Below are 26,136 nucleotides of genomic sequence, written 5' to 3' on the forward strand. Positions count from 1 at the left end.
GTCCCCGCTGTCCCTCTCCCCGCAACCCCCCCCACCCGCCGCCCCGGCCCGGTCCGTCCGAGCCGGGGCGGCGGCATGTCCGCCCCCGACGCCGCTCCCCGGCCCGGGGCGGCACCCGCACCGCGCGGCACGCACCGACCGGCGCGGGTCACGATCGGCGCGACCGGGGTACCCATGGCCGATACTGGACGCGTTATGGACATCGTCATCCTTGCTGTAGTCATCGCCGTGGTCGTGCTCGGCGCGCTCGGCGGGCTCATCGTCGGCACCCGGCGCAAGAAGCCGCAGCCCCCGCCGCCGCCCGCTGCGCCCGACATCACCGCCCCTCCGGCCGAGCCGCACGTCGGCGAAGAGGCCGAGACGCCGCGGGAGGAACCGCGGCGCACCATCGAGGAGGTTGATCTTCCGGCGGGCGCCGGTCCCGTCGTCATCGAGGAACCGCCCGCCGCCGAGGCTCCCGAGATCGAGATCCCGGAGCCCACCGCAGGCCGGCTGGTCCGGCTGCGCGCCCGTCTCTCCCGTTCACAGAACGCCCTGGGCAAGGGCCTGCTCACCCTGCTGTCCCGGGAACACCTCGACGAGGACACCTGGGAGGAGGTCGAGGACATCCTGCTCACCGCGGACGTCGGTGTGCAGCCCACCCAGGAACTCGTCGAGCGGCTGCGCGAGCGGGTGAAGGTGCTCGGCACCCGCACCCCCGAGGAGCTGCGCGGGCTGCTCCGCGAGGAGCTGGTCACCCTGGTCGGTCCGGACATGGACCGCACCGTGCACACCGAGAACGAGGCCGGTGGCCCCGGCATCGTGATGATCGTCGGCGTCAACGGCACGGGCAAGACCACCACGACGGGCAAGCTTGCCCGCGTGCTGGTCGCCGACGGCAACACCGTCGTCCTCGGCGCCGCCGACACCTTCCGTGCCGCCGCAGCCGACCAGCTCCAGACCTGGGGCGAGCGGGTGGGCGCCCATACCGTCCGCGGGCCGGAGGGCGGTGACCCGGCCTCGGTCGCGTTCGACGCGGTCAAGGAGGGCAAGGACATGGGCGCCGATGCGGTGCTCATCGACACCGCCGGGCGGCTGCACACCAAGACCGGGCTCATGGACGAGCTCGGCAAGGTCAAGCGTGTCGTGGAGAAGCAGGCGCCGCTGGACGAGGTGCTGCTCGTGCTCGATGCCACGACCGGTCAGAACGGGCTGGTCCAGGCCCGGGTCTTCGCCGAGGTCGTGGACATCACCGGCATCGTGCTCACCAAGCTGGACGGCACGGCCAAGGGTGGCATCGTGATCGCCGTGCAGCGTGAGCTGGGCGTGCCGGTCAAGCTGATCGGACTCGGTGAGGGCGCGGATGATCTGGCGCCGTTCGAGCCGAAGGCGTTCGTGGATGCGCTCATCGGGGAGTGACGTCCCCTTCATCGGTCCCGCAGATTGCGAGGAAGCGCCCGCCCCCGGAGCAAACGGGGGACGGGCGCTTCGCTGTTTTCCGGGGTGGCCGGCGTCGGTGCCGGGCGGGGGTGGGTTGCGCAGCCAGCGCGGGCGGGGTGCCGTCGCGCCCACCCGTGCCGCCCTGGGGGTACCTCCCAGGCCCTTAAGGCACTGGGGGAGGCACGACTGCCCGCGGATCGCGGCTACCTACGCTCCCGAGCGGTGGGGGGCCCTCGCGGCCGCCCCAGCGGCACGACTGCCCGCGGGTCGCGGTTACGCTCCCGAGCGGTGGGCTACGTAGGCCAGGGTGCCCAGGAGTAGGCGGGCCTCTGGGGGGCAGGAGGCCGAGTCGAGGGCGGGGGAGCGGAGCCAGTGCACCGGGCCGAGGCCGCCGCGGTCGGACGGCGGCGCCGTGATGTACGCACCCGGGCCCAGGCCGCGTACGTCCAGGGCGGCCGGGTCGTCCCAGCCCATGCGGTAGAGCAGATCGGGCAGGGCAGCGGCGGCACCCGGGGCGACGAAGAAGTGCGCGCGGCCGTCCGGGGTGGCCGCGACCGGGCCGACCGGCAGGCCCATGCGCTCCAGCCGGGCCAGGGCGTGCCGCCCAACCGGCTCGGCGACCTCGATCACGTCGAACGCCCGACCCACCGGCAGCATCAGCGTGGCGCCCGGGAACTCGGACCAGACCGCGGTGACCTCGTCCAGGGGCGCCCCGGCGCGGAGCACCGGCGCCTGGCCGAGCGGATGGGCGCCCGGTGCCCGGCAGTCGGCGCGTCCGCAGGAGCAGGCGCCCGCGGCGGCCCGTACCCCCGGCACCACATCCCAGCCCCACAGCCCGGTGTACTCCGCCACGACCGTGCCGTCCGACGAGCGGCTCCGGCGACGCGAACCGGACCGGATGTCGCGGATGCCCCGACTGATACCGATCGTGAAGCCCATGCCCCCTCCAACGGGTCCGACGTATCGGTGGTTACGTAGCGGACGCAGAACGTGACGCTCTGTTTCCGACTTCCCCACGCCATGCCGACCAACCTGCGCTTCGACGCGCCGAGGGTGGTGCGCCGGGTGATGCGCGCCCCTGCATGCATCGCTGCACCCACTCTTGGCTGTCCTGCGTCAAGTGAATCGCGGGTCGGCGACCGTGAGTTCATTCGAAGGGGTGGCGAATGGTGGCGATTGCGGTTCCGCCATGGTGAGACGGGTGATCGTAGGGTTACTTTGTGTGCACGGTTTCTTGGGGCACATGCACTCGCGGGTATGCCGGAGGCAACTCGGCTTTCCGTTCGAAGGGTGGCAACCGCCGGACGGGCGGCCCCGACAACCGGCATTCTGATAGGGCTTGGCGCACTCAGCGACAAGTGGTCTTCAGGGATGGGGGCGTTCCAGTGAGCGGCAACGGCGGTGGCGGGGCGAACACGGCGAGTCAGGAGAAGCGTCCGAACGGGCTTCTCGCCTCGTGGTTCGTCCGCAGCGGCTGGTCCAAGGGCGAGCTCGCCCGACAGGTCAACCGCAGAGCCCGCCAGCTGGGCGCCAACCACATCTCCACCGACACCTCACGCGTGCGCCGCTGGCTCGACGGGGAGAACCCACGCGAGCCGATCCCCAGAATCCTCTCCGAGCTGTTCTCCGAACGCTTCGGCGTCGTCGTCTCCGTTGAGGACCTGGGCCTGCGCACCACCCGCCCGGCACCCTCCGCGACCGGCGTCGACCTGCCCTGGACGGGCCCGCAGACCGTGGCCCTGATCAGCGAGTTCTCGCGCAGCGACCTGATGCTGGCGCGGCGCGGCTTCCTCGGGAGCTCGCTCGCCCTCTCCGCGGGCCCGTCCCTCATCGAGCCCATGCAGCGCTGGCTCGTCCCCTCCCCGCCCGCCCCGCAGCCCCGGACCGAACCCGACACCGTCCTTTCCTCCGCCCGTGCCCGCGGTCGGCTGTCCAGGCCCGAGCTGGACCTGCTGGAGACCACCACCGTCATGTTCCGGCAGTGGGACGCCCAGTGCGGCGGCGGGCTGCGCCGCAAGGCGGTCGTCGGCCAGCTGCACGAGGTGACCGACCTGCTCCAGGAACCCCAGCCCGAGGCCACCGCCCGACGGCTGTTCAAGGTCGCCGCCGAACTCGCCCAACTGGCCGGCTGGATGTCGTACGACGTGGGGCTCCAGCCCACCGCCCAGAAGTACTTCGTGCTCGCCCTGCACGCCGCCAAGGAAGCCGGCGACCGGCCGCTCGGCTCCTATGTGCTGTCCAGCATGAGCCGCCAGATGATCCACCTCGGCCGGCCCGAGGACGCCCTGGAGCTGATCCACCTCGCGCAGTACGGCAGCCGCGACTGCGCGAGCCCGCGGACCCAGTCGATGCTGTATGCGATGGAGGCCCGCGCCTACGCCAACATGGGCCAGCCCGGCCGGTGCAAGCGGGCCGTGCGGATGGCCGAGGACACCTTCGCCGAGGCCGACGAGTGGGACGAGCCCGACGCCGACTGGATCCGCTTCTTCTCCGAGGCCGAGCTCTACGCCGAGAACTCCCACTCCTTCCGCGACCTCGCCTACGTCGCCGGCCGCAGCCCCACCTACGCCTCGCTCGCCGAGCCGCTGATGCGGCGGGCCGTGGAACTGTTCGGCCAGGAGGGCGGCGCACACCAGCGGTCCTACGCCCTCAACCTGATCGGCATGGCCACCGTCCATCTCCTCCAGCGCGAGCCCGAGCAGAGCACGGTTCTCGCCACCGAGGCCGTCAAGGCGGCCAAGAAGGTCCGTTCCGAGCGCGTCAACACTCGTATCCGAAAAACGGTCGACACCGCCGTACGCGACTTCGGGGATCTCGCCGAAGTCGTGGAACTCACCGAGCGGCTCGCGATCGAGCTCCCCGAGACCGCCGAGGCGGTCTGACCCCAGAGGAACCACCGTGCCCCGGCCGCGGCCGGCCCTCCCGAACTGCCCGACTCGGCTCCCCCATGCCAGTCATTCGGAGGCCGGTCGCGGCCGGCCTTTTCATCACCACGGCCACGGCTCCCGGCCGAGCACCGAAGGTTGCGCCACGATAACGACCGGCGCGGCCCGGATCCGGCAGTTCATCGACCTGTAACACGCCGGGTGTCTTCGTCACGGCGGCGAAACCACGAGGGGCTTCCACCGAAACGGCGCTGCGCCAATCTCGTGGCGCATAACCGGCCCACCCCTCAATCCGCTCAAGGCTTCGCCCGCACGGGGCCGTACCAACGACGAGGAGACGCCGATGGCATCAGCCATCACCCTGGCCGCAGACGCGCCCACGCTGTCCGCCGCCAACACAGGGTTCATGCTCATCTGTTCCGCCCTGGTGATGCTCATGACCCCGGGCCTGGCCTTCTTCTACGGAGGCATGGTCCGCGTCAAGAGCACCCTGAACATGCTGATGATGAGCTTCATCAGCCTCGGCATCGTCACCGTCCTGTGGGTGCTGTACGGCTTCTCCATGGCGTTCGGCACCGACTCCGGCAGCCTCATCGGCTGGAACTCCGACTGGGTCGGCCTCAGCGACATCGGCCTTACCGAACTCTGGGACGGCTACACCATCCCCGTGTTCGTCTTCCTGGTCTTCCAGCTGATGTTCGCCGTTCTCACACCCGCGCTGATCAGCGGCGCCCTCGCGGACCGCGTGAAGTTCACCGCCTGGGCGCTGTTCATCGCCCTGTGGGTCACCGTCGTCTACTTCCCGGTCGCCCACTGGGTCTGGGGATCCGGCGGCTGGGCCTTCGAGCTCGGCGTCATCGACTTCGCCGGCGGCACGGCCGTCCACATCAACGCCGGTGCCGCCGCGCTCGGCGTGATCCTGGTCATCGGCAGGCGCATCGGCTTCAAGAAGGACCCGATGCGCCCGCACAGCCTCCCCCTGGTCATGCTCGGCGCGGGGCTGCTGTGGTTCGGCTGGTTCGGCTTCAACTCCGGCTCGTGGCTCGGCAACGACGACGGCGTGGGCGCGCTCATGTTCGTCAACACCCAGGTCGCCGCCGGCGCCGCGGTCCTCGGCTGGCTCGCCTACGAGAAGATCCGCCACGGCGCCTTCACCACGCTGGGCGCCGCCTCCGGCGCCGTCTCCGGTCTGGTCGCCATCACCCCCGCCGGCGGCGCGGTCTCCCCGCTCGGCGCCATCGCGGTCGGCCTGATCGCCGGTGTGCTGTGCGCCATGGCCGTCGGCCTGAAGTACAAGCTCGGCTACGACGACTCCCTCGACGTCGTCGGCGTCCACCTCGTCGGCGGTGTCATCGGCTCCATGCTCATCGGCTTCTTCGCCACCGGCAAGGGCCAGTCCGCCGTCGAGGGCCTTTTCTACGGCGGCGGCCTGGACCAGTTCTGGAAGCAGTGCGCCGGCGTCTTCGGCGTCCTCGCCTACTCTCTGATCGCCTCCGCGATCCTCGCCTTCCTCCTCGACAAGACCATCGGCATGCGAGTCTCCGAGGACGACGAGGTGACCGGCATCGACCAGGCCCAGCACGCCGAGACCGCATACGACTTCAGCGGCGCCGGCGGCGGCGCGGCCCGTACCGCCGCCACCGCCCCCGTCGCCCCGGCCGAGTCCAAGAAGGTGGACGCATGAAGCTCATCACCGCCGTTGTGAAGCCGCACCGGCTCGACGAGATCAAGGAGGCCCTACAGGCCTTCGGAGTGCACGGTCTGACGGTCACCGAGGCCAGCGGCTACGGCCGCCAGCGCGGCCACACCGAGGTCTACCGCGGTGCCGAGTACACCGTCGACCTGGTGCCCAAGATCCGCATCGAGGTGCTGGTCGAGGACGACGACGCCGAGCAGCTGATCGACGTCGTGGTCAAGGCGGCCCGCACCGGCAAGATCGGCGACGGCAAGGTCTGGTCGATCCCGGTCGAGACGGCCGTACGGGTGCGGACCGGCGAGCGCGGCCCGGACGCGCTCTGACGGCAGACGGACGGAACAGGAGCCGCCGGGTGACGGGGACGGACATGCACAACGAGGCAGAGGACTCGGGACCCAGCGGCTACGCGGCGGCCCGGCTGCACCTTCTCCACAGCAAGGCGCGGCCCGGGCCGCCGCGCCGTGCCGCCCTCGCGGGGCTCACCGACCAGTGGCTCACGGGGCTCTTCACCGCCGGCAGCCAGGGGGCGCGCGGAGTGTCCCTGGTCGCCGTGGGCGGCTACGGGCGCGCGGAACTCTCCCCGCGCAGCGACCTCGACCTGCTCCTGCTGCACGACGGCACCGCCCCCGAGGAGGTCGCCGCACTCGCGGACCGCCTCTGGTACCCCGTCTGGGACCTGGGCCTCGCCCTCGACCACTCCGTCCGCACCCCGGCCGAGGCCCGCAGGACCGCGGGCGAGGACCTCAAGGTCCAGCTCGGACTGCTGGACGCCCGGCACATCGCCGGCGACCTCGGCCTCACCACCGCCCTGCGCACAGCCGTGCTCGCCGACTGGCGCAACCAGGCGCCCAAACGCCTCCCCGCGCTGCGGGAGCTGAGCGAGGAACGCGCCGAACGGCACGGCGAGCTGCAGTACCTCCTGGAACCCGACCTCAAGGAGGCCCGCGGCGGACTGCGCGACCTCACCGCCCTGCGCGCGGTGGCGGCGTCCTGGCTCGCCGACGCCCCGCGCGAAGGCCTCACCGACGCCCGCCGCCGGCTCCTCGACGTACGGGACGCCCTGCATCTGGCGACCGGCCGCGCCACCGACCGCCTGGCGCTCCAGGAGCAGGACCAGGTCGCGGCCGCACTCGCCCTGCTCGACGCGGACGCGCTGCTCCGGCAGGTGTACGAGGCCGCGCGGGTCATCGCCTACGCCGGTGACGTCACCTGGCGCGAAGTGGGACGCGTCCTGCGCTCCCGCGCGGTGCGCCCCCGGTTGCGTGCCGTGCTGGGCCGCGGAAGGACGGCGCCCGAGCGCTCCCCGCTGGCCGAAGGGGTCGTGGAACACGACGGCGAGGTGGTACTCGCCCGCGCCGCACGCCCCGAACGCGATCCTGTGCTCCCCCTGCGCGCCGCAGCCGCCGCCGCACAGGCCGGGCTCCCGCTCTCCCCGCACGCCGTACGGCGCATGGCCACCGGCGCGTGCCCGCTGCCCACGCCCTGGCCCGCCGAGGCGCGGGAACAGCTCGTGACCCTGCTGGGCTCCGGCCGGCCCACGGTGCAGGTCTGGGAGGCACTGGAGGCGGAAGGCCTGGTCAACAGCCTGCTGCCGGACTGGGAACGGGTCCGCTGCCGGCCCCAGCGCAACGCCGTCCACCTGTGGACCGTGGACCGGCACCTCATCGAGACCGCCGTGCGCGCCTCCGAGTTCACCCGGTGCGTGCACCGGCCCGACCTGCTGCTGGTCGCCGCGCTGCTGCACGACATCGGCAAGGGCCGGCCCGGCGACCACTCGGTGGCCGGCGAGATCATCGCCAAGGACGTGGCCGCCCGCATCGGCTTCGATCACGAGGACATCACCGTGATCGCCGCCCTCGTACGCCACCACCTCCTGCTCGTCGAGACCGCCACCCGGCGCGACCTGGAGGACCCCGCCACGGTGCGCGCGGTGGCGGAGGCCGTCGGCACCCAGGGCACCCTCGAACTCCTGCACGCCCTCACCGAGGCGGACGCCCTCGCCACCGGGCCCGCCGCCTGGTCGTCCTGGCGTGCCTCGCTCGTCGCCGACCTGGTCACACGGGTCTCCGCCGTGCTGTCCGGGGAGGTCCCGGCCGACCCCGCCGAGGCCGCACCCACCGCGGAACACGAGCGCCTCGGGCTCGAGGCCATCGCCACGGGCGCGCCCGTGCTGTCGCTGCGGGCCCAGGCCGCGCCCGCCGAGCCCTCCGGCGACCCCGAACCGCTGGGCGTGGAGCTGCTCATCGCCGTACCCGACCAGGCGGGCGTGCTGCCCGCGGTGGCCGGTGTGCTCGCCGTGCACCGGCTGACCGTGCGGACCGCCGAGCTGCGGGCCCTGGACCTGCCCGACGGCGTCGACGGCTCCGTGCTGCTGCTGGACTGGCGGGTCGCCGCCGAGTACGGCTCCCTGCCCCAGGCCGCCCGGCTCCGCGCCGACCTCGTCCGCGCCCTGGACGGCAGCTTCGACATCGGGAGCCGCCTCGCCGAGCGCGACGCCGCGTACCCGAGGCGGCGCGGCGTGGTAGCACCCCCGCCCCGCGTGACGGTCGCCCCGGCCGCCTCCCGGCACGCCACGGTGATCGAGGTCCGTGCCCAGGACGCCCCCGGGCTGCTGTTCCGCATGGGGCGGGCGCTGGAGGACGCGGGGGTGCGGGTACGGAGCGCCCATGTGAGCACGCTGGGGGCGAACGCGGTGGATGCGTTCTACGTAACGCAGGAGCAGGGTGTTCCTTTGCCGGATGAAGAGGCGGTGGCTGTGGCACGGAAGCTGGAAGAGGCGCTGCGGGCGTGACCACCTCAGCGGGCGGGGGCGATTTGCTTGCCGGGCCGGATACCCTGGAGGGCAGCCCAGTTTCGCCCCCGACCTCGAGGACCGACGCCACCGTGTTCGATACCCTCTCCGACCGCCTCAGCGCGACTTTCAAAAACCTCCGCGGCAAAGGCAGGTTGTCCGAGGCGGACATCGACGCCACGGCGCGAGAGATCCGCATCGCCCTCCTCGAGGCCGACGTGGCCCTGCCCGTCGTTCGCGCGTTCATCAAGAACGTCAAGGAGCGTGCGCTCGGCGCCGAGGTCTCCAAGGCGCTCAATCCGGCCCAGCAGATCATCAAGATCGTTAATGACGAGCTGATCCAGATCCTGGGCGGCGAGACCCGCCGGCTGCGCTTCGCCAAGCAGCCCCCCACCGTGATCATGCTGGCCGGTCTGCAGGGTGCCGGTAAGACCACCCTCGCGGGCAAGCTCGGCCGCTGGCTGAAGGAGCAGGGGCACTCGCCGGTGCTGGTCGCCGCCGACCTGCAGCGCCCCAACGCCGTCAACCAGCTGAGCGTCGTCGCCGAGCGTGCGGGCGTCGCCGTCTACGCGCCCGAGCCGGGCAACGGTGTGGGCGACCCGGTGAAGGTCGCCAAGGACTCCATCGAGTTCGCGAAGACCAAGGTCCACGACATCGTGATCGTGGACACCGCGGGCCGCCTGGGCATCGACCAGGAGATGATGCAGCAGGCCGCGGACATCAGGGACGCCGTCAGCCCTGACGAGATCCTCTTCGTCGTCGACGCGATGATCGGTCAGGACGCGGTCAACACCGCGGAGGCCTTCCGTGACGGCGTCGGCTTCGACGGCGTGGTGCTCTCCAAGCTCGACGGTGACGCGCGCGGTGGTGCGGCGCTGTCGATCCGGCAGGTCACCGGCAAGCCGATCATGTTCGCCTCCAACGGCGAGAAGCTCGACGACTTCGACGCCTTCCACCCGGACCGGATGGCCTCCCGCATCCTCGACATGGGTGACCTGCTCACCCTGATCGAGCAGGCGGAGAAGACGTTCAGCCAGGAAGAGGCCGAGAAGATGGCCTCCAAGCTGGCGTCGAAGAAGGGCCAGGACTTCACCCTGGACGACTTCCTGGCCCAGATGGAGCAGGTCCGGAAGATGGGCAGCATCAGCAAGCTGCTCGGGATGCTGCCCGGCATGGGCCAGATCAAGGACCAGATCAACAACCTCGACGAGCGGGACGTCGACCGCACTGCCGCGATCATCAAGTCGATGACCCCGGCCGAGCGCCAGGAGCCGACGATCATCAACGGCTCGCGCCGCGCCCGTATCGCCAAGGGCTCCGGTGTCGAGGTCAGCGCGGTGAAGAACCTGGTCGAGCGGTTCTTCGAGGCGCGCAAGATGATGTCCCGCATGGCGCAGGGCGGCGGCATGCCGGGGATGCCCGGGATGCCGGGCACGGGCGGCGGCCCGGGCCGGCAGAAGAAGAAGCAGAAGCAGGCCAAGGGCAAGCAGCGCTCCGGCAACCCGATGAAGCGCAAGCAGCAGGAGCAGGAGGCGGCCGCGCGCCGCGCCGCCGCCGCGGAGGGCGGCAGCGCCTTCGGTCTGCCGCAGCAGGGCGGCAAGGACTTCGAGCTGCCGGACGAGTTCAAGAAGTTCATGGGCTGAGGCCGCACCGGCGTGACACCGGGGCGCCCCCTCCACGTGGGGGCGCCCCGGTGGCATGTTTCAGGGGGTGCGTGCGACGAGGTACCGGAACACGTTGGGCATCCACACGGTCCCGTCCGGCCGCTGATAGGGGTGCACGGCTTCCGTCAGCTCCTTGTCGACCTGCACCTGGTCCGTCGCCCTGATCGCCGGGTCGAACAGCCCGGTCGACTTCAGGCCCCGCACCGCGCTGTCGGCGTCGGCGTAGCCGAACGGGCAGGCCACCCGTCCGGATCCGTCCGGCCGCAGTCCCGCCCGCTCGGCGACCCGTTCCAGGTCGTCGCGGTCGGCGGGGCGCCAGGTGCCCCCGCCGCGCAGCGGCTCCGCGAGTTTGGCGGCCACCCGCAGCACCGACGCCGTGGCGCACCGCTCCGGCGGGCCCCAGCCGGCCAGCACCACGGCCGCTCGGCGCCCGGCGAGCGGCACCGCCTCGGCGAGCAACTCGCCCAGCCCCTCCGCGTCGCCCGCGAGACAGCCGATCGGCTCGAACGCGGTCACCACGGTGTACGCGGCCGCGTCCGCGCGGGCCGTGTCCGCCGGTGAGCCCTGCACGATTCTGGTGCCGGCCGGCGCGTACGGCTCCCTTTCCTCGGGCAGCAGCCGTTCCCGCGCGAGAGCCAGCCGGTCGGCGGAGGTGTCGACACCGGTGATCGTGGCACCGCGCGAGGCCGCCATCAGCAGGGCCAGTCCGGAGCCGCAGCCGAGGCCGAGCAGCCGCGTCGTGGGACCCACGTCCAGTCGCTCGTAGACGGCCTCGTACAGCGGTACGAGCATCCGCTCCTGGATCTCGGACCAGTCACGCGCGCGTGCACGCAGGTCCACCCGGGGGGCGGCCCCGGTCTGAGGCAGGTGCTGCCGCACGAGCGTAGGTGTCATAGGTAAGCGCCCCAATCAGCCGAGAGTTGCCGCAGTGCCCGATTCCCTGGCCCCCGTGCAGTGCGCCCGCACACCCCCCGTATGCCAGGAAACTCCGGCCTCGACGTGTCGTCCAGTGGAATGCGGCCGCGGCTTGGTAGTTGCTCGTGCCAGTGGCAAGAATTCGCATTCCGGTAATCCGGGCGGTGTGTGGTGCCGGTGGGGGACGCGGTAACGTCACGGTCTTAGCGCCCGCGGTGAGCCGGAGGGGCGGCATGTCGCCACGAGGGCGGCCGAAACGCCTCTTGCGCATCCGGGGGCCTCACGCACACCGGCGGGGGAGACCGCTTACGCGCCAAGCAGGGGGGCGGCCCGCGAGGGCCTCCTCTGAGGGTGGTGGCGGGAGACGGGAGGGCGTACGTCAGCCTACGCACCACCTTGAGGTGAGCTGCGAGGCTTCTCCGCAGATCAGCGCACCCGCCCTCGTCAGGACGCATCAGCGGCAACTGACGGGTACGTGCAAATTATTTGGGATGCCCCGGAATCGGAACACAGAGGCATCCCGGCTCGTTGTCATTACGTGAGCACGACACAGACACCACCTGTTCTCGCCGCAGAGCTGGCACAGGCGTGGGCCGACATTCAGCGGTACCACCCCGAACTGCCCGACCTTGCCGCGCCCGAGTCCCTGATCGGGGAGTCGTCGTCCGCATGCGGTCACGAGCTCTCCTTCGAACGACTGCTGCATGAGGCAGTCCATGGCGTCGCCGCAGCGCGCGGCGTACGCGACACATCCCGCGCCGGCCGCTACCACAACCGCAGATTCCTCGCGATTGCCGAGGAGCTGGGCCTGGACCACCCCGAGGAGCCGCACCCCAGCAGCGGTTTCTCGCTGGTCACGCTCACTCCCGAGGCGAAGCGGCGTTACCGTCAGACGACGGAGCGCCTCCATCGCGCCCTGAAGGCCCACACCGCGGCGACCGCGGGCGACACCGCCCGCAGCTTCCGCGGGCCGGCCGCACGGCACGGCTCCTCCGGGGGCGGGGTGCGCGTCAAGGCCGTCTGCGACTGCGGTCGCAACGTCCGCGTCGTCCCCTCGGTCCTGGCCCAGGCCCCCATCGTCTGCGGAGGCTGCGGCAAGCCCTTCCGGATCCCGGAAGTCGCGGCAGCGAGCTGACCACCCGGCACCTCGTGGGTGCCGGGTCGGCTCGGCCGCCGCTTTCAGGCCGTGCACCCGGCGTGGTGACAGTGCAGCGCCGGGTGCCGCGGAGGCGTGCCCGCGCGCGGACGCCCCGCGGCATCCGCGCCCCGAAGGGTGTGGCAGAATGGTCAGCTGTACTCGACAGCCGCACAGGACCCCTCTCTCCTCCGGCTGACGCGTCCATCGGGCACTCGGGTACCGCAACCCCACGCGGCGTCTCGCCGTGCCCAACCACGTCAAATCCAGGAGAACCCACTCCCGTGGCAGTCAAGATCAAGCTGAAGCGTCTGGGCAAGATCCGTTCGCCTCACTACCGCATCGTCGTCGCCGACTCCCGTACCCGCCGTGACGGCCGGGCCATCGAGGAGATCGGCAAGTACCACCCGACGTACAACCCGTCGGTGATGGAGGTCGACAGCGAGCGTGTGGCGTACTGGCTCCGTGTCGGCGCCCAGCCGACCGAGCCCGTGCTCGCCATCCTGAAGAAGACCGGCGACTGGCAGAAGTTCAAGGGCGAGCCCGCTCCCGCGCCGCTGCTGCAGCAGGCCGAGAAGCCCGCCCGTCCGTCGTTCGAGGCGATCGGCGGCGAGGACGAGGGCAAGGGTGAGGCGATCACCCAGAAGAAGAAGGCTGAGAAGAAGGACGAGGCCGCCGCCGAGTCCTCGACCGAGGCCTGAGCATGCTCGAGGAGGCTCTCGAGCACCTCGTGAAGGGCATCGTCGACCATCCCGACGATGTGCAGGTCGCCTCGCGCAACCTGCGGCGCGGGCGAGTGCTCGAGGTCCGGGTCCACCCGGACGACCTCGGCAAGGTGATCGGCCGCAACGGCCGCACCGCACGCGCTCTGCGTACCGTCGTGGGCGCCATCGGCGGCCGCGGTGTCCGTGTCGACCTCGTCGACGTGGACCACGTCCGCTGACGCACAACGCAGCACCGGCTCGGGCCGGGGAGGGCCTCTTTTGGGCCGTCCCCGGCCCGCAGTCGTAGGAGCCGGCGGCGGTTCGTCACAGTCCGACAGGAGATCAAGCACAGTGCAGCTGGTAGTCGCTCGCATCGGCCGCGCCCACGGCATCAAGGGCGAGGTCACCGTCGAGGTCCGTACCGACGAACCGGAACTCAGGCTCGGGCCCGGTGCCGTCCTGACCACCGACCCCGCCTCCGTCGGTCCGCTCACCATCGAGACCGGCCGTGTGCACAGCGGCCGCCTTCTGCTGCGCTTCGAGGGCGTGCGCGACCGCAACGCCGCCGAGGCGCTGCGCAACACCCTCCTCATCGCCGACGTCGACCCGGACGAGCGGCCCGAGGACGAGGACGAGTACTACGACCACCAGCTGATCGACCTCGACGTGGTGACCGTCGAGGGCACCGCGGTCGGCCGGATCTCCGAGATCTCGCACCTGCCCTCCCAGGACCTCTTCGTGGTCGAACGCCCCGACGGCACCGAGGTGTACGTGCCGTTCGTCGAGGAGATCGTCACCGAGATCGACCTGGAGGAGCAGCGCGCGGTCATCGACCCGCCGCCCGGACTGATCGACGACCGTGCCGAGATCGCCTCCACGCGGGACGCCGGCGAGGAAGAGGCGTAATGCGGATCGACGTCGTCACGATCTTCCCTGAGTACCTGGAGCCGCTGAACGTCTCCCTCGTGGGCAAGGCACGCGCGCGCGGCCAGCTCGACGTCCAGGTTCACGACCTGCGCGCCTGGACCTACGACCGGCACAACACCGTCGACGACACCCCGTACGGGGGTGGCCCCGGCATGGTCATGAAGACCGAGCCCTGGGGCGACGCGCTGGACTCGGTGCTGGCGGACGGCTACGAGGCCGGCTCCCTTGAACCTGCCCTGATCGTCCCCACCCCCAGCGGCCGTCCCTTCACCCAGGAACTCGCGGTCCACCTCTCCGAGCGCCCCTGGCTGATCTTCACTCCGGCGCGCTACGAGGGCATCGACCGTCGTGTCGTCGACGAGTACGCCACCCGGATGCCCGTGTACGAGGTGTCCATCGGGGACTACGTCCTGGCCGGCGGCGAAGCGGCCGTCCTCGTCATCACCGAGGCCGTGGCACGGCTGCTCCCCGGTGTTCTCGGCAACGCCGAATCGCACCGCGACGACTCCTTCGCACCCGGCGCCATGGCCAACCTGCTGGAGGGCCCCGTCCACACCAAGCCCCCGTTGTGGCGCGGCCGGGGCGTGCCGGACGTGCTGCTCAGCGGCCACCACGGGAAGATCGCCCGCTGGCGGCGCGACGAGGCGCTGCGGCGGACCACGGCCCACCGGCCCGACCTCGTCGAGCGCTGCGATCCCAAGGCCTTCGACAAGAAGGACCGCGAGATGCTGTCCATCCTGGGCTGGGAACCGGACCCCGAGGGTGAGCGGTACGGCCGATTTTGGCGCAGGACCGACGGCGTGGAAGAATAGGCCGCTGTTGTGCGCCGTCCGGCGTGCGCCCCTGCCGCAGGGGGACACGACGCCCGCCCGGATCGCACCTCTGGTCCGAAACCCTAGTTGCCGTTGATGACCTGCGGCATCAGCGAAGAAAGCAGACGAAATGTCTCACCTGCTCGACTCCGTCGACTCCGCGTCGCTGCGCAGCGACGTCCCGGCGTTCCGCCCCGGCGACACCGTCAACGTCCACGTGCGCGTCATCGAGGGCAACCGCTCCCGTGTGCAGCAGTTCAAGGGCGTGGTGATCCGCCGCCAGGGTGCCGGCGTCCGCGAGACCTTCACGGTCCGCAAGGTCTCCTTCTCCGTCGGCGTCGAGCGCACCTTCCCGGTGCACACCCCGATCGTGGAGAAGATCGAGCTCGTCACCAAGGGTGACGTCCGCCGCGCCAAGCTGTACTACCTGCGCGAGCTGCGCGGCAAGGCGGCGAAGATCAAGGAGAAGCGCGAGAACTGAGCGCTTTACCGGCGTCACGTCGCGGCCGGATAGCATCTGGCCCCGATGGACACCGAAGCACAGCCGACGGAGCGCGACCGTTCCTTTCCCCCGGCCGGACCTGAGGACACCTCGGGTCCGGCGGGGCTGGAGGGGCGGTCGCGTTCCGCGTTGGTGCCGCGCATCACGCGTTCGCTGCCCGGCGGGCGCATTACCCTGGCCCTGCTGCTCTGTCTGCTCTTCCTGCTGGCCGTCAACACCCTCGTGGCGCGGCCGTTCGAGATTCCCAGCGGATCGATGGAACGCGCATTGAGGGCCGGGGACCGTGTTCTCGTAAATAAGTTGGCGTACCGCTTCGGCGACGGGCCGGAGCGCGGCGACGTGATTGTGTTCGACGGCACCGGGTATTTCGGTGACGCCGACTACATCAAACGGGTCGTCGGGGTGGGCGGGGATCACGTGGTCTGCTGTGACGGTGAGGGGAGGATCCGGGTGAACGGCCGTTCGGTCGACGAGTCGGGCTTCCTGTTCCCCGGTGACAGCCCCTCCACGGTGCCGTTCGACGTCGTCGTGCCCGACGGGAGACTGTTCGTCCTCGGTGACCACCGCAGCGACTCCAGTGACTCCCGGGACCGCCTCGGCTCGCCCGGCGGCGGCATGGTCCCCGTGGACGAGGTGATCGGCCGCGCCGACGGGATCGTATGGCCGTTCGATCGTGCCACCGGGCTGCACCGGCCCGACTCCTATGCGCGCGTGCCCGACCGGGAGGCGGACGTGGTCCGTCCGGCAGGGGGCGGCCATGGGTAATCGCGGCAAGCCCCGCGGCATCCCGGAGAGCCCCACGGAGAACCTGCTGCCCACCGGCTCCCGGCGCACGGCCGCCCCCGGCTCGGGGCGCAGCCGGGCCGAGCGGCGCAAGCTCCAGCGCAAGGTCAAGCGGCGCCGCAGGCGCAGCGCGGTCAAGGAGATCCCGCTCCTCATCGGTGTGGCCGTCCTGATCGCGCTGGTGCTCAAGACGTTCCTCGTCCAGGCCTTCGTCATCCCGTCCGGCTCCATGGAGCAGACGATCCAGATCGGCGACCGGGTGCTGGTCGACAAGCTCACCCCGTGGTTCGGCTCCACGCCGCAGCGCGGCGACGTGGTCGTGTTCAAGGACCCCGGCGGCTGGCTCAAGGACGAGGGGACCGTCCGCAAGAAGGAGGACCCCGTCGGGATCAAGCAGATCAAGGAGGGGCTCACCTTCATCGGACTGCTGCCGTCCGAGAACGAGAAGGACCTCATCAAGCGGGTCGTCGGCGTCGGCGGCGACCGGGTCCAGTGCTGCGACAAGGACGGCCGGGTCACCGTCAACGGCGTACCGCTGAACGAGGACTACCTCTACCCCGGCAATGTCCCCTCCAAGACGCCCTTCGACGTCACGGTGCCCGAGGGGCGGCTGTGGGTGATGGGCGACCACCGGTCCAACTCGGCCGACTCCCGCTTCCACCAGGACCGGGGATACGGGGGCACCGTCTCCGAGGACGAGGTGGTGGGCCGGGCCATGGTGATCGCCTGGCCGCTCGCCCACTGGAGCATGCTGGAGGAACCCACGACCTACGCTTCCGTGTCGGACTCGGCGCCGGGTTCGACCGCTGCCGGCCCGCTGTCGCATAGGGTTGCCCCGGACGGTCCCAACGGAATCGTCCGGCTCCCGACCCCTGCGGAACTCCCGCTCGTTATGGGAGTGGTGGGCCTGCGCCGGGCATGGCGCGGGCGGCGGCAGAGAGTGAGGAGTTGGCGTGGGGGATGCGGCGGTTGGCGCACGGTCCGGACGCGAGGGCGAGGAGCAGCGCGGACGTCCCGCGGGAGCGGGCTATCCGGCGGCGGACGACACCGTGTCCCTTGGGAAACCCTCCTCGGCGGGTGGCGGCGACGGTCCCGGGGACGAGCCCCCCACGGAGCAGGGAGGGCCGGGCGACGGCTCCCCCCGGGCGAAGCAGCCCCGCTCCTTCTGGAAGGAGCTGCCCATCCTGATCGGCATCGCGCTGGTGCTCGCGCTGCTGATCAAGACGTTCCTGGTGCAGGCGTTCTCCATCCCGTCCGACTCGATGCAGAACACCCTCCAGAAGGGTGACCGGGTCCTGGTCGACAAGCTCACCCCCTGGTTCGGCTCCGAGCCCGAGCGCGGTGAGGTGGTCGTCTTCCATGACCCCGACAACTGGCTGGCGGGTGAGCCGACCCCCGACCCCAACCCCCTGCAGAAGGTCCTCAGCTGGATCGGCCTGATGCCGTCCGCGGAGGAGAAGGACCTGATCAAGCGGGTCATCGGCGTCGGCGGTGACACCGTCGAGTGCAAGGGCACCGGCCCGCTCAAGGTCAACGGCAAGGCGCTGAACGAGCCGTATGTGTACCCGGGCAACACCCCGTGCAGCCAGGACCGCGAGGGCGGCCAGTTCAAGGTGAAGGTCCCCGAGGACCACATCTGGGTCATGGGCGATCACCGTCAGAACTCCCGGGACTCGCGCTACAACCGGGCCGACAAGAACGACGGCTTCGTCCCCGTGGACAAGGTCGTCGGCCGCGCCATCGTCATCGCCTGGCCGATCAACCGGTGGTCCAACCTCCCGGTCCCGGACACCTTCGACCAGCCCGGCCTGAACGCGTCGTCGCCGTCCGCCGCGGCCCTGTCGGTCGCGCCGCAGGGACTCGCGCTCGCGGGAGCGGCGCCGCTGGTGCTCCTGCGGCGCCGGCGGCACGGCGGCGGAGCGGGCCGCCAGGAGGGCTGACCGCGTCCGGTACTGCCGGGTAGGGTGCGGCCCATGAGTGGTCAGAGCACGACGCGCACGGTCCCCGGCAGCAGCGGCCCGGGCAGCAACCGGGCGGGCGGCCGGACCGGGCAGCGTCTGTCCAACCTGGCCGTGGCGCTGGGCATGGTGCTCTTCCTCGGCGGCTTCGTCTGGGGTGCGGTGGTGTACCGGCCGTACACCGTGCCCACCACCTCGATGGCACCGACGATCGGCGCCGGCGACCGGGTGCTGGCCCAGCGCATCGACGGCGGTGACGTCCGCCGCGGTGACGTCGTCGTCTTCAAGGACGCCAGCTGGTCGAACGCACCCATGGTGAAGCGGGTGGTCGCCGTCGGCGGTGACAAGGTCTCCTGCTGCCAGGACGGCAAGCTGAAGGTGAACGGCAAGGAGATCGACGAACCGTATCTCCCCAGGGACACGGTGACCGGGTTCGCCAACTTCCCCGAGGTCACCGTCCCGAAGGGGCGGCTGTTCCTGCTCGGCGACGAGCGTTCCGGGTCGGTCGACTCCACGGCCCATCTGACCGACGCCGCCAGTGGCACCGTCGCCCGCGGTGCGGTCCAGGCCCGGGTCGACGCCGTGGCCTGGCCGATGGAGGGCATGCTGGAGGCTCCCACCGGCTTCGAACAGCTTGGTGCGCTCTCCTCACCGGGCCCGCTCAGGACCGTCGTCGCACTGGTGATCGGCGGCGCCGTGCTCGTGCTCGGCGGGGCCGCGTACGGCCCCGTCGCCAAGCGTGCGGGCGCGTCAAGGGCCCGGGCGAACGCGGGAACCACCGGTGTCCGCTGAACCGGTCCCGGCGATCGAGGACTCGTACACCGGCGGGCTGCGCAAGGTCGCCCGGGTCGTGCTGCTCGACCCGCACGACCGCATCCTCCTGCTGCACGGCCATGAACCGGACGACCCCGCCGACGACTGGTGGTTCACCCCCGGCGGCGGTGTGGAAGGCGACGAAACCCGGGAGCAGGCCGCGCTGCGGGAACTCGCCGAGGAGACCGGCATCACGGACGTCGAGCTGGGGCCCGTGCTCTGGCGGCGCAGGTGCTCCTTCCCGTTCGCGGGGCGCCGCTGGAACCAGGACGAGTGGTACTACCTCGCCCGCACCACACAGACGGCGATCGCCGCCACGGCCCTGACCGAACTGGAGCGGAGCAGTGTCGCCGGAGCACGTTGGTGGACATGCCAGGAACTCGCCCGGGCCCATGAGACGGTGTATCCGACCAGACTCGCCGGGCTGCTGCGGACACTGCTCGATGAAGGTCCCCCCGCCGGGCCCGTGACCCTGGACACCGAAATCGTCCGGTGACCCCCGGGACTGGCGCACAATGGTGGGATCGCACGGCTGAAGGGGAACATGCCATGAGCGCCGAGGACCTCGAAAAGTACGAGACCGAGATGGAGCTGAAGCTCTACCGGGAGTACCGCGACGTCGTCGGTCTGTTCAAATACGTGATCGAGACGGAGCGGCGCTTCTACCTGACCAACGACTACGAGATGCAGGTGCACTCGGTCCAGGGAGAGGTGTTCTTCGAGGTGTCCATGGCGGACGCCTGGGTCTGGGACATGTACCGGCCGGCCCGCTTCGTCAAGCAGGTGCGCGTCCTGACCTTCAAGGACGTGAATATCGAGGAGCTCAACAAGAGCGATCTGGAGCTCCCGAGGGGGTGAGCCGCCCCTCGTGCGGGTGATGGAGTTGTCCACAGCCGCCGAGTTGTGCACCAAGATCCACTCCGGGCGGCGGGCTGCGTGACCGTTGTCCCCGGAGGTGGTGTTCGACATGACCGCACAACGGGCACGCAGCGCACTCGGCAGGTACGGCGAGACACTGGCCGCACGACGGCTGACGCAGGCGGGGATGACGGTCCTGGAGCGCAACTGGCGCTGCGGCAGGACCGGTGAGATCGACATCGTGGCCAGGGACGGTGACGCCCTGGTCGTCTGCGAGGTGAAGACCCGCAGGGCAGGGCCGTTCCAGCACCCCATGGAGGCCGTCACACCGGCCAAGGCGGGCCGACTCCGGGGCCTGGCGGAACGCTGGCTGCAGGAACACGGGGGAGCACCGCCCGGCGGCGTCCGCATCGACCTGGTCGGCGTGCTGTTGCCCGCCCGCGGCGCACCCGTCGTCGAGCACGTCCGGGGGGTGGCCTGACATGGGATTCGCCCGTACGTGTTCGGTGGCGCTGGTGGGCGTCGAGGGCGTCGTCGTGGAGGTCCAGGCCGACCTGGAACCGGGGGTCGCGGCGTTCACGCTGGTGGGGCTGCCGGACAAGAGCCTGACGGAGAGCCGGGACCGGGTCAGGGCGGCCGTGGTCAACTCCGGCGGGGAGTGGCCGCAGAAGAAGCTCACCGTGGGACTCAGCCCGGCCTCGGTCCCGAAGGCCGGCAGCGGGTTCGACCTCGCCGTCGCCTGCGCCGTGCTCGGCGCCGCCGAGCGGATCGATCCACGGGCGCTCGCCGACATCGTGATGATCGGCGAACTCGGGCTGGACGGCCGGGTACGGCCCGTGCGCGGCATCCTGCCCGCCGTGCTGGCCGCGGCCGACGCGGGATACGAGCAGGTGGTGGTACCGGAGTGCGCCGCGGCCGAGGCCTCGCTGGTACCGGGCGTGTCCGTCCTGGGCATCCGCAGCCTGCGCCAGCTGATCGCGGTCCTCACCGACGAGCCCGTGCCCGAGGAGGCGGCCGAGGAACCGACACGGCCCGATCCGCTGCTCGCCGGGCTGCGCATCCCCGGCACCGGAGCGGCCACCGGCATGCACAGCGCCGGCGCGGCCCAGCACGACCAGGGTCACGATCTCGCGGACGTCGTGGGCCAGCTCTCGGCGCGGACGGCGGTGGAGGTCGCCGCGGCCGGCGGACACCACCTCTTCCTCGAGGGGCCGCCCGGCGCCGGCAAAACCATGCTCGCCGAGCGGCTGCCGTCGATCCTGCCGCCGCTGGACCGGCAGGCGTCCCTCGAGGTGACGGCCGTGCACTCGGTGGCGGGCCTGCTGCCACCAGGCAAGCCCCTGATCGACACGGCCCCCTACTGCGCCCCGCACCACTCGGCCACGATGCAGGCACTCGTCGGCGGCGGCCCCGGTACGGCCCGGCCGGGAGCGGTATCCCTCTCGCACCGAGGCGTGCTGTTTCTGGACGAGACGCCGGAGTTCAGCAGCCGGGCCCTGGACGCTCTGCGTCAGCCGCTGGAGGCCGGACATGTGATCATCGCGCGCAGTGCGGGGGTGGTGCGCTTCCCGGCACAGTTCCTGATGGTGCTCGCCGCCAACCCGTGCCCCTGCGGACGCTTCTCGCAGACGAACGACCAGTGCGAATGCCCGCCCGCGGCGATCCGCCGCTACCAGGCCAGACTGTCCGGGCCGCTGCTCGACCGGGTCGACCTGCGCGTCGAGGTGGACCGCGTCACCCGCACCGAACTGACGGCCAACGGCGCCCGGGGCGAGGCCACCGCCACGGTCGCCGCACGGGTACGGACCGCTCGGGAACGCGCGGCCGCCCGGCTCACCGGCACGCCGTGGGGGACCAACAGCGAAGTCCCCGGACGGGAGCTGCGCAGCCGCTGGCAGGCCGCACCCGGCGCCATGGACGACGCCGAGCGGAGCCTGGAGCGCGGTGCGCTCACCGCCCGGGGCCTGGACCGGGTGCTGCGGGTCGCCTGGACCGTCGCCGACCTCCGCGGACACGACCGTCCCGACGCCACGGACGTCGCCCTCGCCCTGCAACTGCGCACCGGTGTCCCGCGAGGGGTGCCCATGGCCGTCGGAGCGGGAGTATGAGCGCCGCGGCCGGGCCCGCGCGGGAGCTGCTCGGCCGGGTCTTCCTCACCCGGGTCGTCGAACCCGGTGACGAGACCGGCGGGCGCTGGGTCAGGGAATTCGGCGTGGAGGAGGTGGTGCGGAGGCTGCGGGAACGGACCGAGCCGCTGCCCGGGGTCAGCGGCAGACGATGGGCCGGCCTGGTCGCCCGGGCCGGGCGGGCCGAGCCGGGCCGGGATCTCGCCGTCGCACGGGACGCCGGGGTGCGGTTCGTCTGTCCCGGGACCGCCGAGTGGCCCGCGCAGCTCGACGACCTGGGGGACGCCCGGCCGCTCGGGCTGTGGGTGCGCGGCGGCGCGGACCTGCGCATGTGGGCGCTGCGCTCGGTCGCCGTCGTCGGCGCCCGCGCCTGCACCGAGTACGGCGCGCACATGGCCGCCACGCTCGCGTCAGGTCTTGCCGAACGCGGCTGGATCGTGGTCTCGGGTGGTGCCTACGGGGTCGACGGCGCCGCCCATCGCGGGGCGCTGGGCTCGGGCGGCGCCACCGTCGCCGTCCTCGCCTGCGGCCTGGACCGGCCCTATCCGCGCGGACACGCCGGGCTGATCGGCAGAATCGCCGACCAGGGGCTCGTCGTCGGCGAGCTGCCGCCCGGCGACCATCCGACACCGAGCAGATTCATCCTCCGCAACAGAGTGATCGCCGCCCTCACCAGGGGCACGGTCGTCGTCGAGGCCGCCCACCGCAGCGGCTCATTGGTGACCGCCCGGGCGGCCCGGCGACTGGGACGGCACACCATAGGAGTCCCGGGACCGGCCACCAGCGGGCTCTCCGCCGGGGTGCACGAACTGCTGCGCCAGGACGCCGTCCTGGTCACCGATGCCGACGAGGTCATTGAACTGGTCGGGGACATGGGCGAGCTCGCGCCGGAGCGCCGGGGGCCGGTGCTGCCGCGTGACCTCCTCGACCCGGCGGGCCGCCAGGTTCTCGCCGCGCTCCCGGCCCGCGGAGCGGCCCCGCCGGACGAGATCGCACGGGCCGCGCAGACCACGCCGGACGACGCGATCGCGAGACTGTACGAACTACGAGCACTTGGTTACGTCGAACGACACGGCGACGGCTGGAAGTTGACGCGCCAGGCGGTGATGTCGGTCCGCGGTGGTCCCGACCCGCGTTGACGGAGCGTGTTCGGCCGTCCGGGGGAACCCCGACACTCCTTGGCACATACGCCAGTTGGGGTACCCCGGCGATCACTCAGAGCGACGGTCGTGCCCCGGTGGGACGGCCCCCGGAACGAATCTGCGCACGGCCCCACCTCGATTCTTCGCACACCGCGACGCCGCAGTCACGCTACGCTCACGAGGACCCCGACACGGACAGGCAACTCCACATCGGACAGACCACGCACCCAGCCAGCACCAGCCCACGGCAGAACGGCACTAGGCGACGAATGCCCCAGCACACCTCCGGGTCCGACCGGGCGGCGATCCCCCCAGCCGCCCGCGATGGTGGCAGCGCGCGGCCGCCCGCTCCCTCGACACTCGACGAGCTGTGGCGGTCGTACAAGGCGACGGGGGACGAACGACTGCGGGAGCAGCTGATCCTGCACTACTCGCCGCTGGTGAAGTACGTGGCCGGCCGGGTCAGTGTCGGGCTGCCGCCCAATGTCGAGCAGGCGGACTTCGTCTCCTCCGGGATCTTCGGGCTGATCGACGCCATCGAGAAGTTCGACGTCGACCGGGAGATCAAGTTCGAGACCTACGCGATCACCCGCATCCGGGGCGCGATGATCGACGAGCTGCGGGCACTGGACTGGATCCCGCGCTCGGTGCGGCAGAAGGCGCGCAACGTGGAGCGCGCCTACGCCACGCTGGAGGCGCGGCTGCGGCGTACGCCGTCGGAGGGCGAGGTCGCCGATGAGATGGGCATCACGGTCGCGGAGCTGCACGCGGTTTTCAGCCAGTTGTCGCTGGCGAACGTCGTCGCCCTGGAGGAGCTGCTGCACGCCGGGGGCGACGGCGGCGACCAGCTGAGCTTCATGGACACCCTGGAGGACACCGCCGCCGACAATCCGGTGGAAGTGGCCGAGGACCGGGAGCTGCGGAGATTCCTCGCCCGGGCCATCAACACGCTCCCTGAGCGGGAGAAGACCGTGGTCACGCTGTACTACTACGAGGGCCTCACCCTCGCCGAGATCGGCAATGTCCTCGGCGTCACCGAGAGCCGGGTCAGCCAGATCCACACCAAGTCCGTGCTCCAGCTGCGCGCGAAGCTGGCGAGCTTCGGCCGCTGAGCCCGTCCGGCGGAGAGCCGGCCGATCCCCTGGCCGCCGCGGGCCGTGCCTCCGTAAAGTGGTTGACGTGCCAAGGATTCGAGCGGCCTCCGTGGCCGAGCACCGGTCGATGCAGCGAGCCGCCCTGCTGGACGCGGCACGCTCCCTGCTGTCCGAGGGCGGTACGGAGGCGCTGACCTTCCCGGCCCTCGCCGAGCGCACCGGCCTCGCGCGCTCGTCCGTGTACGAGTACTTCCGCTCGCGGGCGGCCGTCGTCGAGGAACTGTGCGAGGTCGACTTCCCGGTCTGGGCGGCGGAGGTCGAGGCGGCGATGGCGGCCGCCGACGGAGCCGAGGCCACCATCGAGGCCTACGTCCGCAAGCAGCTGGAACTGGTCGGGGACCGGCGGCACCGCGCCGTGGTCGCGATCTCCGCGAGCGAGCTCGACGCGGGCGCGCGCGAGAAGATCCGCGCCGCGCACGGCGGTCTCGTCACGATGATCGGCGACGCCCTGGCCGGCCTGGGCCACACCGAGCCCCGCCTCGCGGCCATGCTCCTCCAGGGCGTCGTGGACGCCGCCGTGCGCCGCATCGAACTGGGCGCGGCGGAACACCCCGACGCGATCACCGAGGCAGCGGTCACGATGGTCCTCAGGGGCGTACGAGGCTGACGACCGCCGTTTCCGCGCCACCCTTCGCCGCGCCCGCCGGTGTCTGGTGTCTCCGTGCAGGGCGTGTCGCGGCGGGCACCGCAGCCTGTCCGGGTGGCGGAACGGGCGTTGGGCCGCGCGGGACACGGGCCGTTTTCGCGCCATCCTTTGCCGTGCCCGCCGGTGTCTCGTGTCCCGGCAGGGCGAGTCGCCGCGGGCACCGCGGCCTGTCCGGGTGGCGGAACGGGCGTTGGGCCGCGCGGGACACGGGCCGTTTCGCGCCGCCCTTCGCCGGGCCCGCCGGTGTCTGGTGTCTCCGGGCAGGGCGAGTCGCCGTGGGCACCGCGGCCTGTCAGGGTGCGGGACCGGCGTCGGGCCGCTCCGGACACGGGACGTTTCCGCTGTGCCTTTCGGTGTCTCGTCCCGCCAAGGAGAGCGAGCTGCAGCGTGGCGGGGGTGTGCCGGGACGGGCGCTGCGGTGCAGGGGGCCGGTTCGGCGGGCGGGGCGGGGCGGTGGCCGGCCGACCTGCGGGGGGACCGCGGGACGTGTCCGGTGGTGATCAGCCGGGCGCCGCGCCCCCCAGGACCGGCAGCAGTCTCGACGGCCTGTGGAGCAGCCACGGGGGCAGCAGGGTGAGCGGATTCAGGTAGGTGTCGGCCCGCAGCAGTCCCCAGTGCACGCACGGTGCCGTGCAGTGGGAGCCCGCCGGTTCCACCGTGCCGATCGCCTCGCCCGCCGCCACCTCGTCGCCCTTGGCCACCGACGCGCGGACCGGTTCGAAGGTCGTGCGCAGTGGGGGATCGCCCGTGCCCGCCAGCTCGACCGAGACGACGCCCCGTCCGGCCACCCGGCCCGCGAAGGAGACCCGGCCCGCCGCCACCGTCCGTACCGGAGTTCCCGGCGCCGCCGCCAGGTCCACGCCCCGGTGCCCGCGCCCGTACACCGTCGCCGGTGGCTCCCAGCCGCGCAGCACCCGGGGCCGTACCCCCACCGGCCACGCCCGCCCGACGGCCGGTGCCGTGCCGTCGTCCTCGGCCGCCGGCGTCGGTGCCGCCGCCGGCAGCCAGGATGGGGGCGGCGGGGCAAGCAGCGCCGCCAGGGCCATGATCACCAGCAGGACCAGCCGTACGGCCGTCCTCGCCCATCGCATCGTTCGCATGCCCGAAAGCGTGCCGGGAGCTCGCGATCAGCGCCGGGACCTGTGGACCGACGGCCGGGTTGTGGACAACGGCGTCACCCGCGGCCCCGCGGGTCCCGTACACTTC

The 26,136-nt window shown here is 71.8% G+C and carries 25 protein-coding genes and 1 pseudogene; 23 read left to right on the plus strand and 3 right to left on the minus strand.

Annotated elements, in window-relative coordinates; translation table 11 throughout:
• Positions 1 to 195 precede the first annotated feature (195 nt).
• A complete protein-coding gene (gene ftsY / locus AB0L56_RS13140; protein WP_361024653.1) occupies positions 196 to 1,398 on the plus strand; it encodes a signal recognition particle-docking protein FtsY in 1,203 nt (400 codons plus the stop codon).
• Between the two features lie 294 nt (positions 1,399 to 1,692).
• Here ftsY and AB0L56_RS13145 read toward each other — a convergent pair whose 3' ends face one another.
• The gene (locus AB0L56_RS13145; RefSeq protein ID WP_365422394.1) at positions 1,693 to 2,358 is read right to left on the minus strand and encodes a bifunctional DNA primase/polymerase; all 666 of its coding nucleotides are present in this window, start codon (positions 2,356 to 2,358) and stop codon (positions 1,693 to 1,695) included.
• A gap of 446 nt (positions 2,359 to 2,804) precedes the next feature.
• Here AB0L56_RS13145 and AB0L56_RS13150 point away from each other — a divergent pair, with 446 nt between their 5' ends.
• The 5 genes from AB0L56_RS13150 (at position 2,805) to ffh (ending at position 10,434) form a co-directional block, all read left to right on the plus strand.
• Positions 2,805 to 4,301, plus strand: coding sequence for a hypothetical protein (locus tag AB0L56_RS13150; protein WP_365422397.1), 1,497 nt, complete (start codon positions 2,805 to 2,807; stop codon positions 4,299 to 4,301).
• Positions 4,302 to 4,647: 346 nt separating this feature from the next.
• A complete protein-coding gene (locus tag AB0L56_RS13155) occupies positions 4,648 to 5,988 on the plus strand; it encodes an ammonium transporter (protein WP_365422400.1) in 1,341 nt (446 codons plus the stop codon).
• A complete protein-coding gene (locus AB0L56_RS13160) occupies positions 5,985 to 6,323 on the plus strand; it encodes a P-II family nitrogen regulator (RefSeq protein WP_030231663.1) in 339 nt (112 codons plus the stop codon). The genes AB0L56_RS13155 and AB0L56_RS13160 overlap by 4 nt, the downstream gene beginning before the upstream one ends.
• 29 nt (positions 6,324 to 6,352) lie before the next feature.
• Positions 6,353 to 8,791: a [protein-PII] uridylyltransferase gene (locus AB0L56_RS13165; RefSeq protein ID WP_365422404.1), complete on the plus strand. Its 2,439-nt coding sequence runs from the start codon at positions 6,353 to 6,355 to the stop codon at positions 8,789 to 8,791.
• A 92-nt stretch (positions 8,792 to 8,883) separates the two neighbouring features.
• The gene (ffh, locus tag AB0L56_RS13170; protein WP_361024638.1) at positions 8,884 to 10,434 is read left to right on the plus strand and encodes a signal recognition particle protein; all 1,551 of its coding nucleotides are present in this window, start codon (positions 8,884 to 8,886) and stop codon (positions 10,432 to 10,434) included.
• A gap of 60 nt (positions 10,435 to 10,494) precedes the next feature.
• On the opposite strand, the gene AB0L56_RS13175 is transcribed toward ffh, so the two are convergent.
• On the minus strand, positions 10,495 to 11,349 hold the full coding sequence (locus AB0L56_RS13175) for a methyltransferase domain-containing protein (RefSeq protein WP_361024635.1): 855 nt from the start codon (positions 11,347 to 11,349) through the stop codon (positions 10,495 to 10,497).
• 559 nt (positions 11,350 to 11,908) lie between these two features.
• Between AB0L56_RS13175 and AB0L56_RS13180 the strand changes: the two genes are divergently transcribed.
• From AB0L56_RS13180 to AB0L56_RS13260, 17 genes and pseudogenes are all read left to right on the plus strand, one after another.
• Complete coding sequence (locus AB0L56_RS13180; protein ID WP_361024633.1) at positions 11,909 to 12,505, plus strand: hypothetical protein; 597 nt, start codon at positions 11,909 to 11,911, stop codon at positions 12,503 to 12,505.
• Positions 12,506 to 12,789: 284 nt separating this feature from the next.
• Complete coding sequence (rpsP, locus tag AB0L56_RS13185; protein ID WP_361024630.1) at positions 12,790 to 13,206, plus strand: 30S ribosomal protein S16; 417 nt, start codon at positions 12,790 to 12,792, stop codon at positions 13,204 to 13,206.
• Positions 13,207 to 13,208: 2 nt separating this feature from the next.
• A complete protein-coding gene (locus AB0L56_RS13190) occupies positions 13,209 to 13,448 on the plus strand; it encodes an RNA-binding protein (RefSeq protein WP_055606155.1) in 240 nt (79 codons plus the stop codon).
• A gap of 112 nt (positions 13,449 to 13,560) precedes the next feature.
• Positions 13,561 to 14,115: a ribosome maturation factor RimM gene (gene rimM, locus AB0L56_RS13195; protein WP_361024626.1), complete on the plus strand. Its 555-nt coding sequence runs from the start codon at positions 13,561 to 13,563 to the stop codon at positions 14,113 to 14,115.
• The gene (trmD, locus tag AB0L56_RS13200) at positions 14,115 to 14,948 is read left to right on the plus strand and encodes a tRNA (guanosine(37)-N1)-methyltransferase TrmD (protein WP_365422411.1); all 834 of its coding nucleotides are present in this window, start codon (positions 14,115 to 14,117) and stop codon (positions 14,946 to 14,948) included. The genes rimM and trmD overlap by 1 nt, the downstream gene beginning before the upstream one ends.
• Before the next feature lie 130 nt (positions 14,949 to 15,078).
• On the plus strand, positions 15,079 to 15,429 hold the full coding sequence (gene rplS, locus AB0L56_RS13205) for a 50S ribosomal protein L19 (RefSeq protein WP_190098062.1): 351 nt from the start codon (positions 15,079 to 15,081) through the stop codon (positions 15,427 to 15,429).
• A 45-nt stretch (positions 15,430 to 15,474) separates the two neighbouring features.
• Complete coding sequence (gene lepB, locus AB0L56_RS13210) at positions 15,475 to 16,215, plus strand: signal peptidase I (RefSeq protein WP_365422414.1); 741 nt, start codon at positions 15,475 to 15,477, stop codon at positions 16,213 to 16,215.
• Positions 16,208 to 17,257 (plus strand): annotated as a pseudogene (gene lepB / locus AB0L56_RS13215) (signal peptidase I); the annotation flags it as partial. The gene lepB (AB0L56_RS13210) and the pseudogene lepB (AB0L56_RS13215), both read left to right, overlap by 8 nt.
• Positions 17,187 to 18,173, plus strand: coding sequence for a signal peptidase I (lepB, locus tag AB0L56_RS13220; protein ID WP_365422417.1), 987 nt, complete (start codon positions 17,187 to 17,189; stop codon positions 18,171 to 18,173). The pseudogene lepB (AB0L56_RS13215) and the gene lepB (AB0L56_RS13220), both read left to right, overlap by 71 nt.
• 33 nt (positions 18,174 to 18,206) lie before the next feature.
• Positions 18,207 to 18,983, plus strand: a complete 777-nt coding sequence (lepB, locus tag AB0L56_RS13225; protein ID WP_365422420.1) for a signal peptidase I — start codon at positions 18,207 to 18,209, stop codon at positions 18,981 to 18,983.
• Complete coding sequence (locus AB0L56_RS13230; protein WP_365422423.1) at positions 18,973 to 19,500, plus strand: NUDIX hydrolase; 528 nt, start codon at positions 18,973 to 18,975, stop codon at positions 19,498 to 19,500. The genes lepB (AB0L56_RS13225) and AB0L56_RS13230 overlap by 11 nt, the downstream gene beginning before the upstream one ends.
• Positions 19,501 to 19,553: 53 nt before the next feature.
• Positions 19,554 to 19,862, plus strand: a complete 309-nt coding sequence (locus AB0L56_RS13235) for a DUF2469 domain-containing protein (RefSeq protein ID WP_361024607.1) — start codon at positions 19,554 to 19,556, stop codon at positions 19,860 to 19,862.
• 109 nt (positions 19,863 to 19,971) lie between these two features.
• Positions 19,972 to 20,343 (plus strand): YraN family protein, encoded by a 372-nt coding sequence (locus AB0L56_RS13240; protein ID WP_361024604.1) that lies wholly within the window; start codon positions 19,972 to 19,974, stop codon positions 20,341 to 20,343.
• Position 20,344: 1 nt separating this feature from the next.
• Positions 20,345 to 21,970, plus strand: a complete 1,626-nt coding sequence (locus AB0L56_RS13245) for a YifB family Mg chelatase-like AAA ATPase (RefSeq protein ID WP_361024601.1) — start codon at positions 20,345 to 20,347, stop codon at positions 21,968 to 21,970.
• A complete protein-coding gene (dprA, locus tag AB0L56_RS13250; protein ID WP_361024598.1) occupies positions 21,967 to 23,127 on the plus strand; it encodes a DNA-processing protein DprA in 1,161 nt (386 codons plus the stop codon). Before AB0L56_RS13245 ends, dprA begins: the two co-directional genes overlap by 4 nt.
• Before the next feature lie 272 nt (positions 23,128 to 23,399).
• Entirely contained in the window at positions 23,400 to 24,242 is an 843-nt protein-coding gene (gene whiG / locus AB0L56_RS13255; protein ID WP_365422429.1) for an RNA polymerase sigma factor WhiG, read from the plus strand.
• Positions 24,243 to 24,333: 91 nt separating this feature from the next.
• Entirely contained in the window at positions 24,334 to 24,891 is a 558-nt protein-coding gene (locus tag AB0L56_RS13260; protein WP_365422628.1) for a helix-turn-helix domain-containing protein, read from the plus strand.
• Between the two features lie 539 nt (positions 24,892 to 25,430).
• Here the strand turns inward: AB0L56_RS13260 and AB0L56_RS13265 are convergent.
• Entirely contained in the window at positions 25,431 to 26,030 is a 600-nt protein-coding gene (locus tag AB0L56_RS13265; RefSeq protein WP_365422432.1) for a M23 family metallopeptidase, read from the minus strand.
• Between the last annotated feature and the right edge of the window lie 106 nt (positions 26,031 to 26,136).

Source organism: Streptomyces sp. NPDC052079 (assembly GCF_040680275.1).
GTDB lineage: Bacteria > Actinomycetota > Actinomycetes > Streptomycetales > Streptomycetaceae > Streptomyces.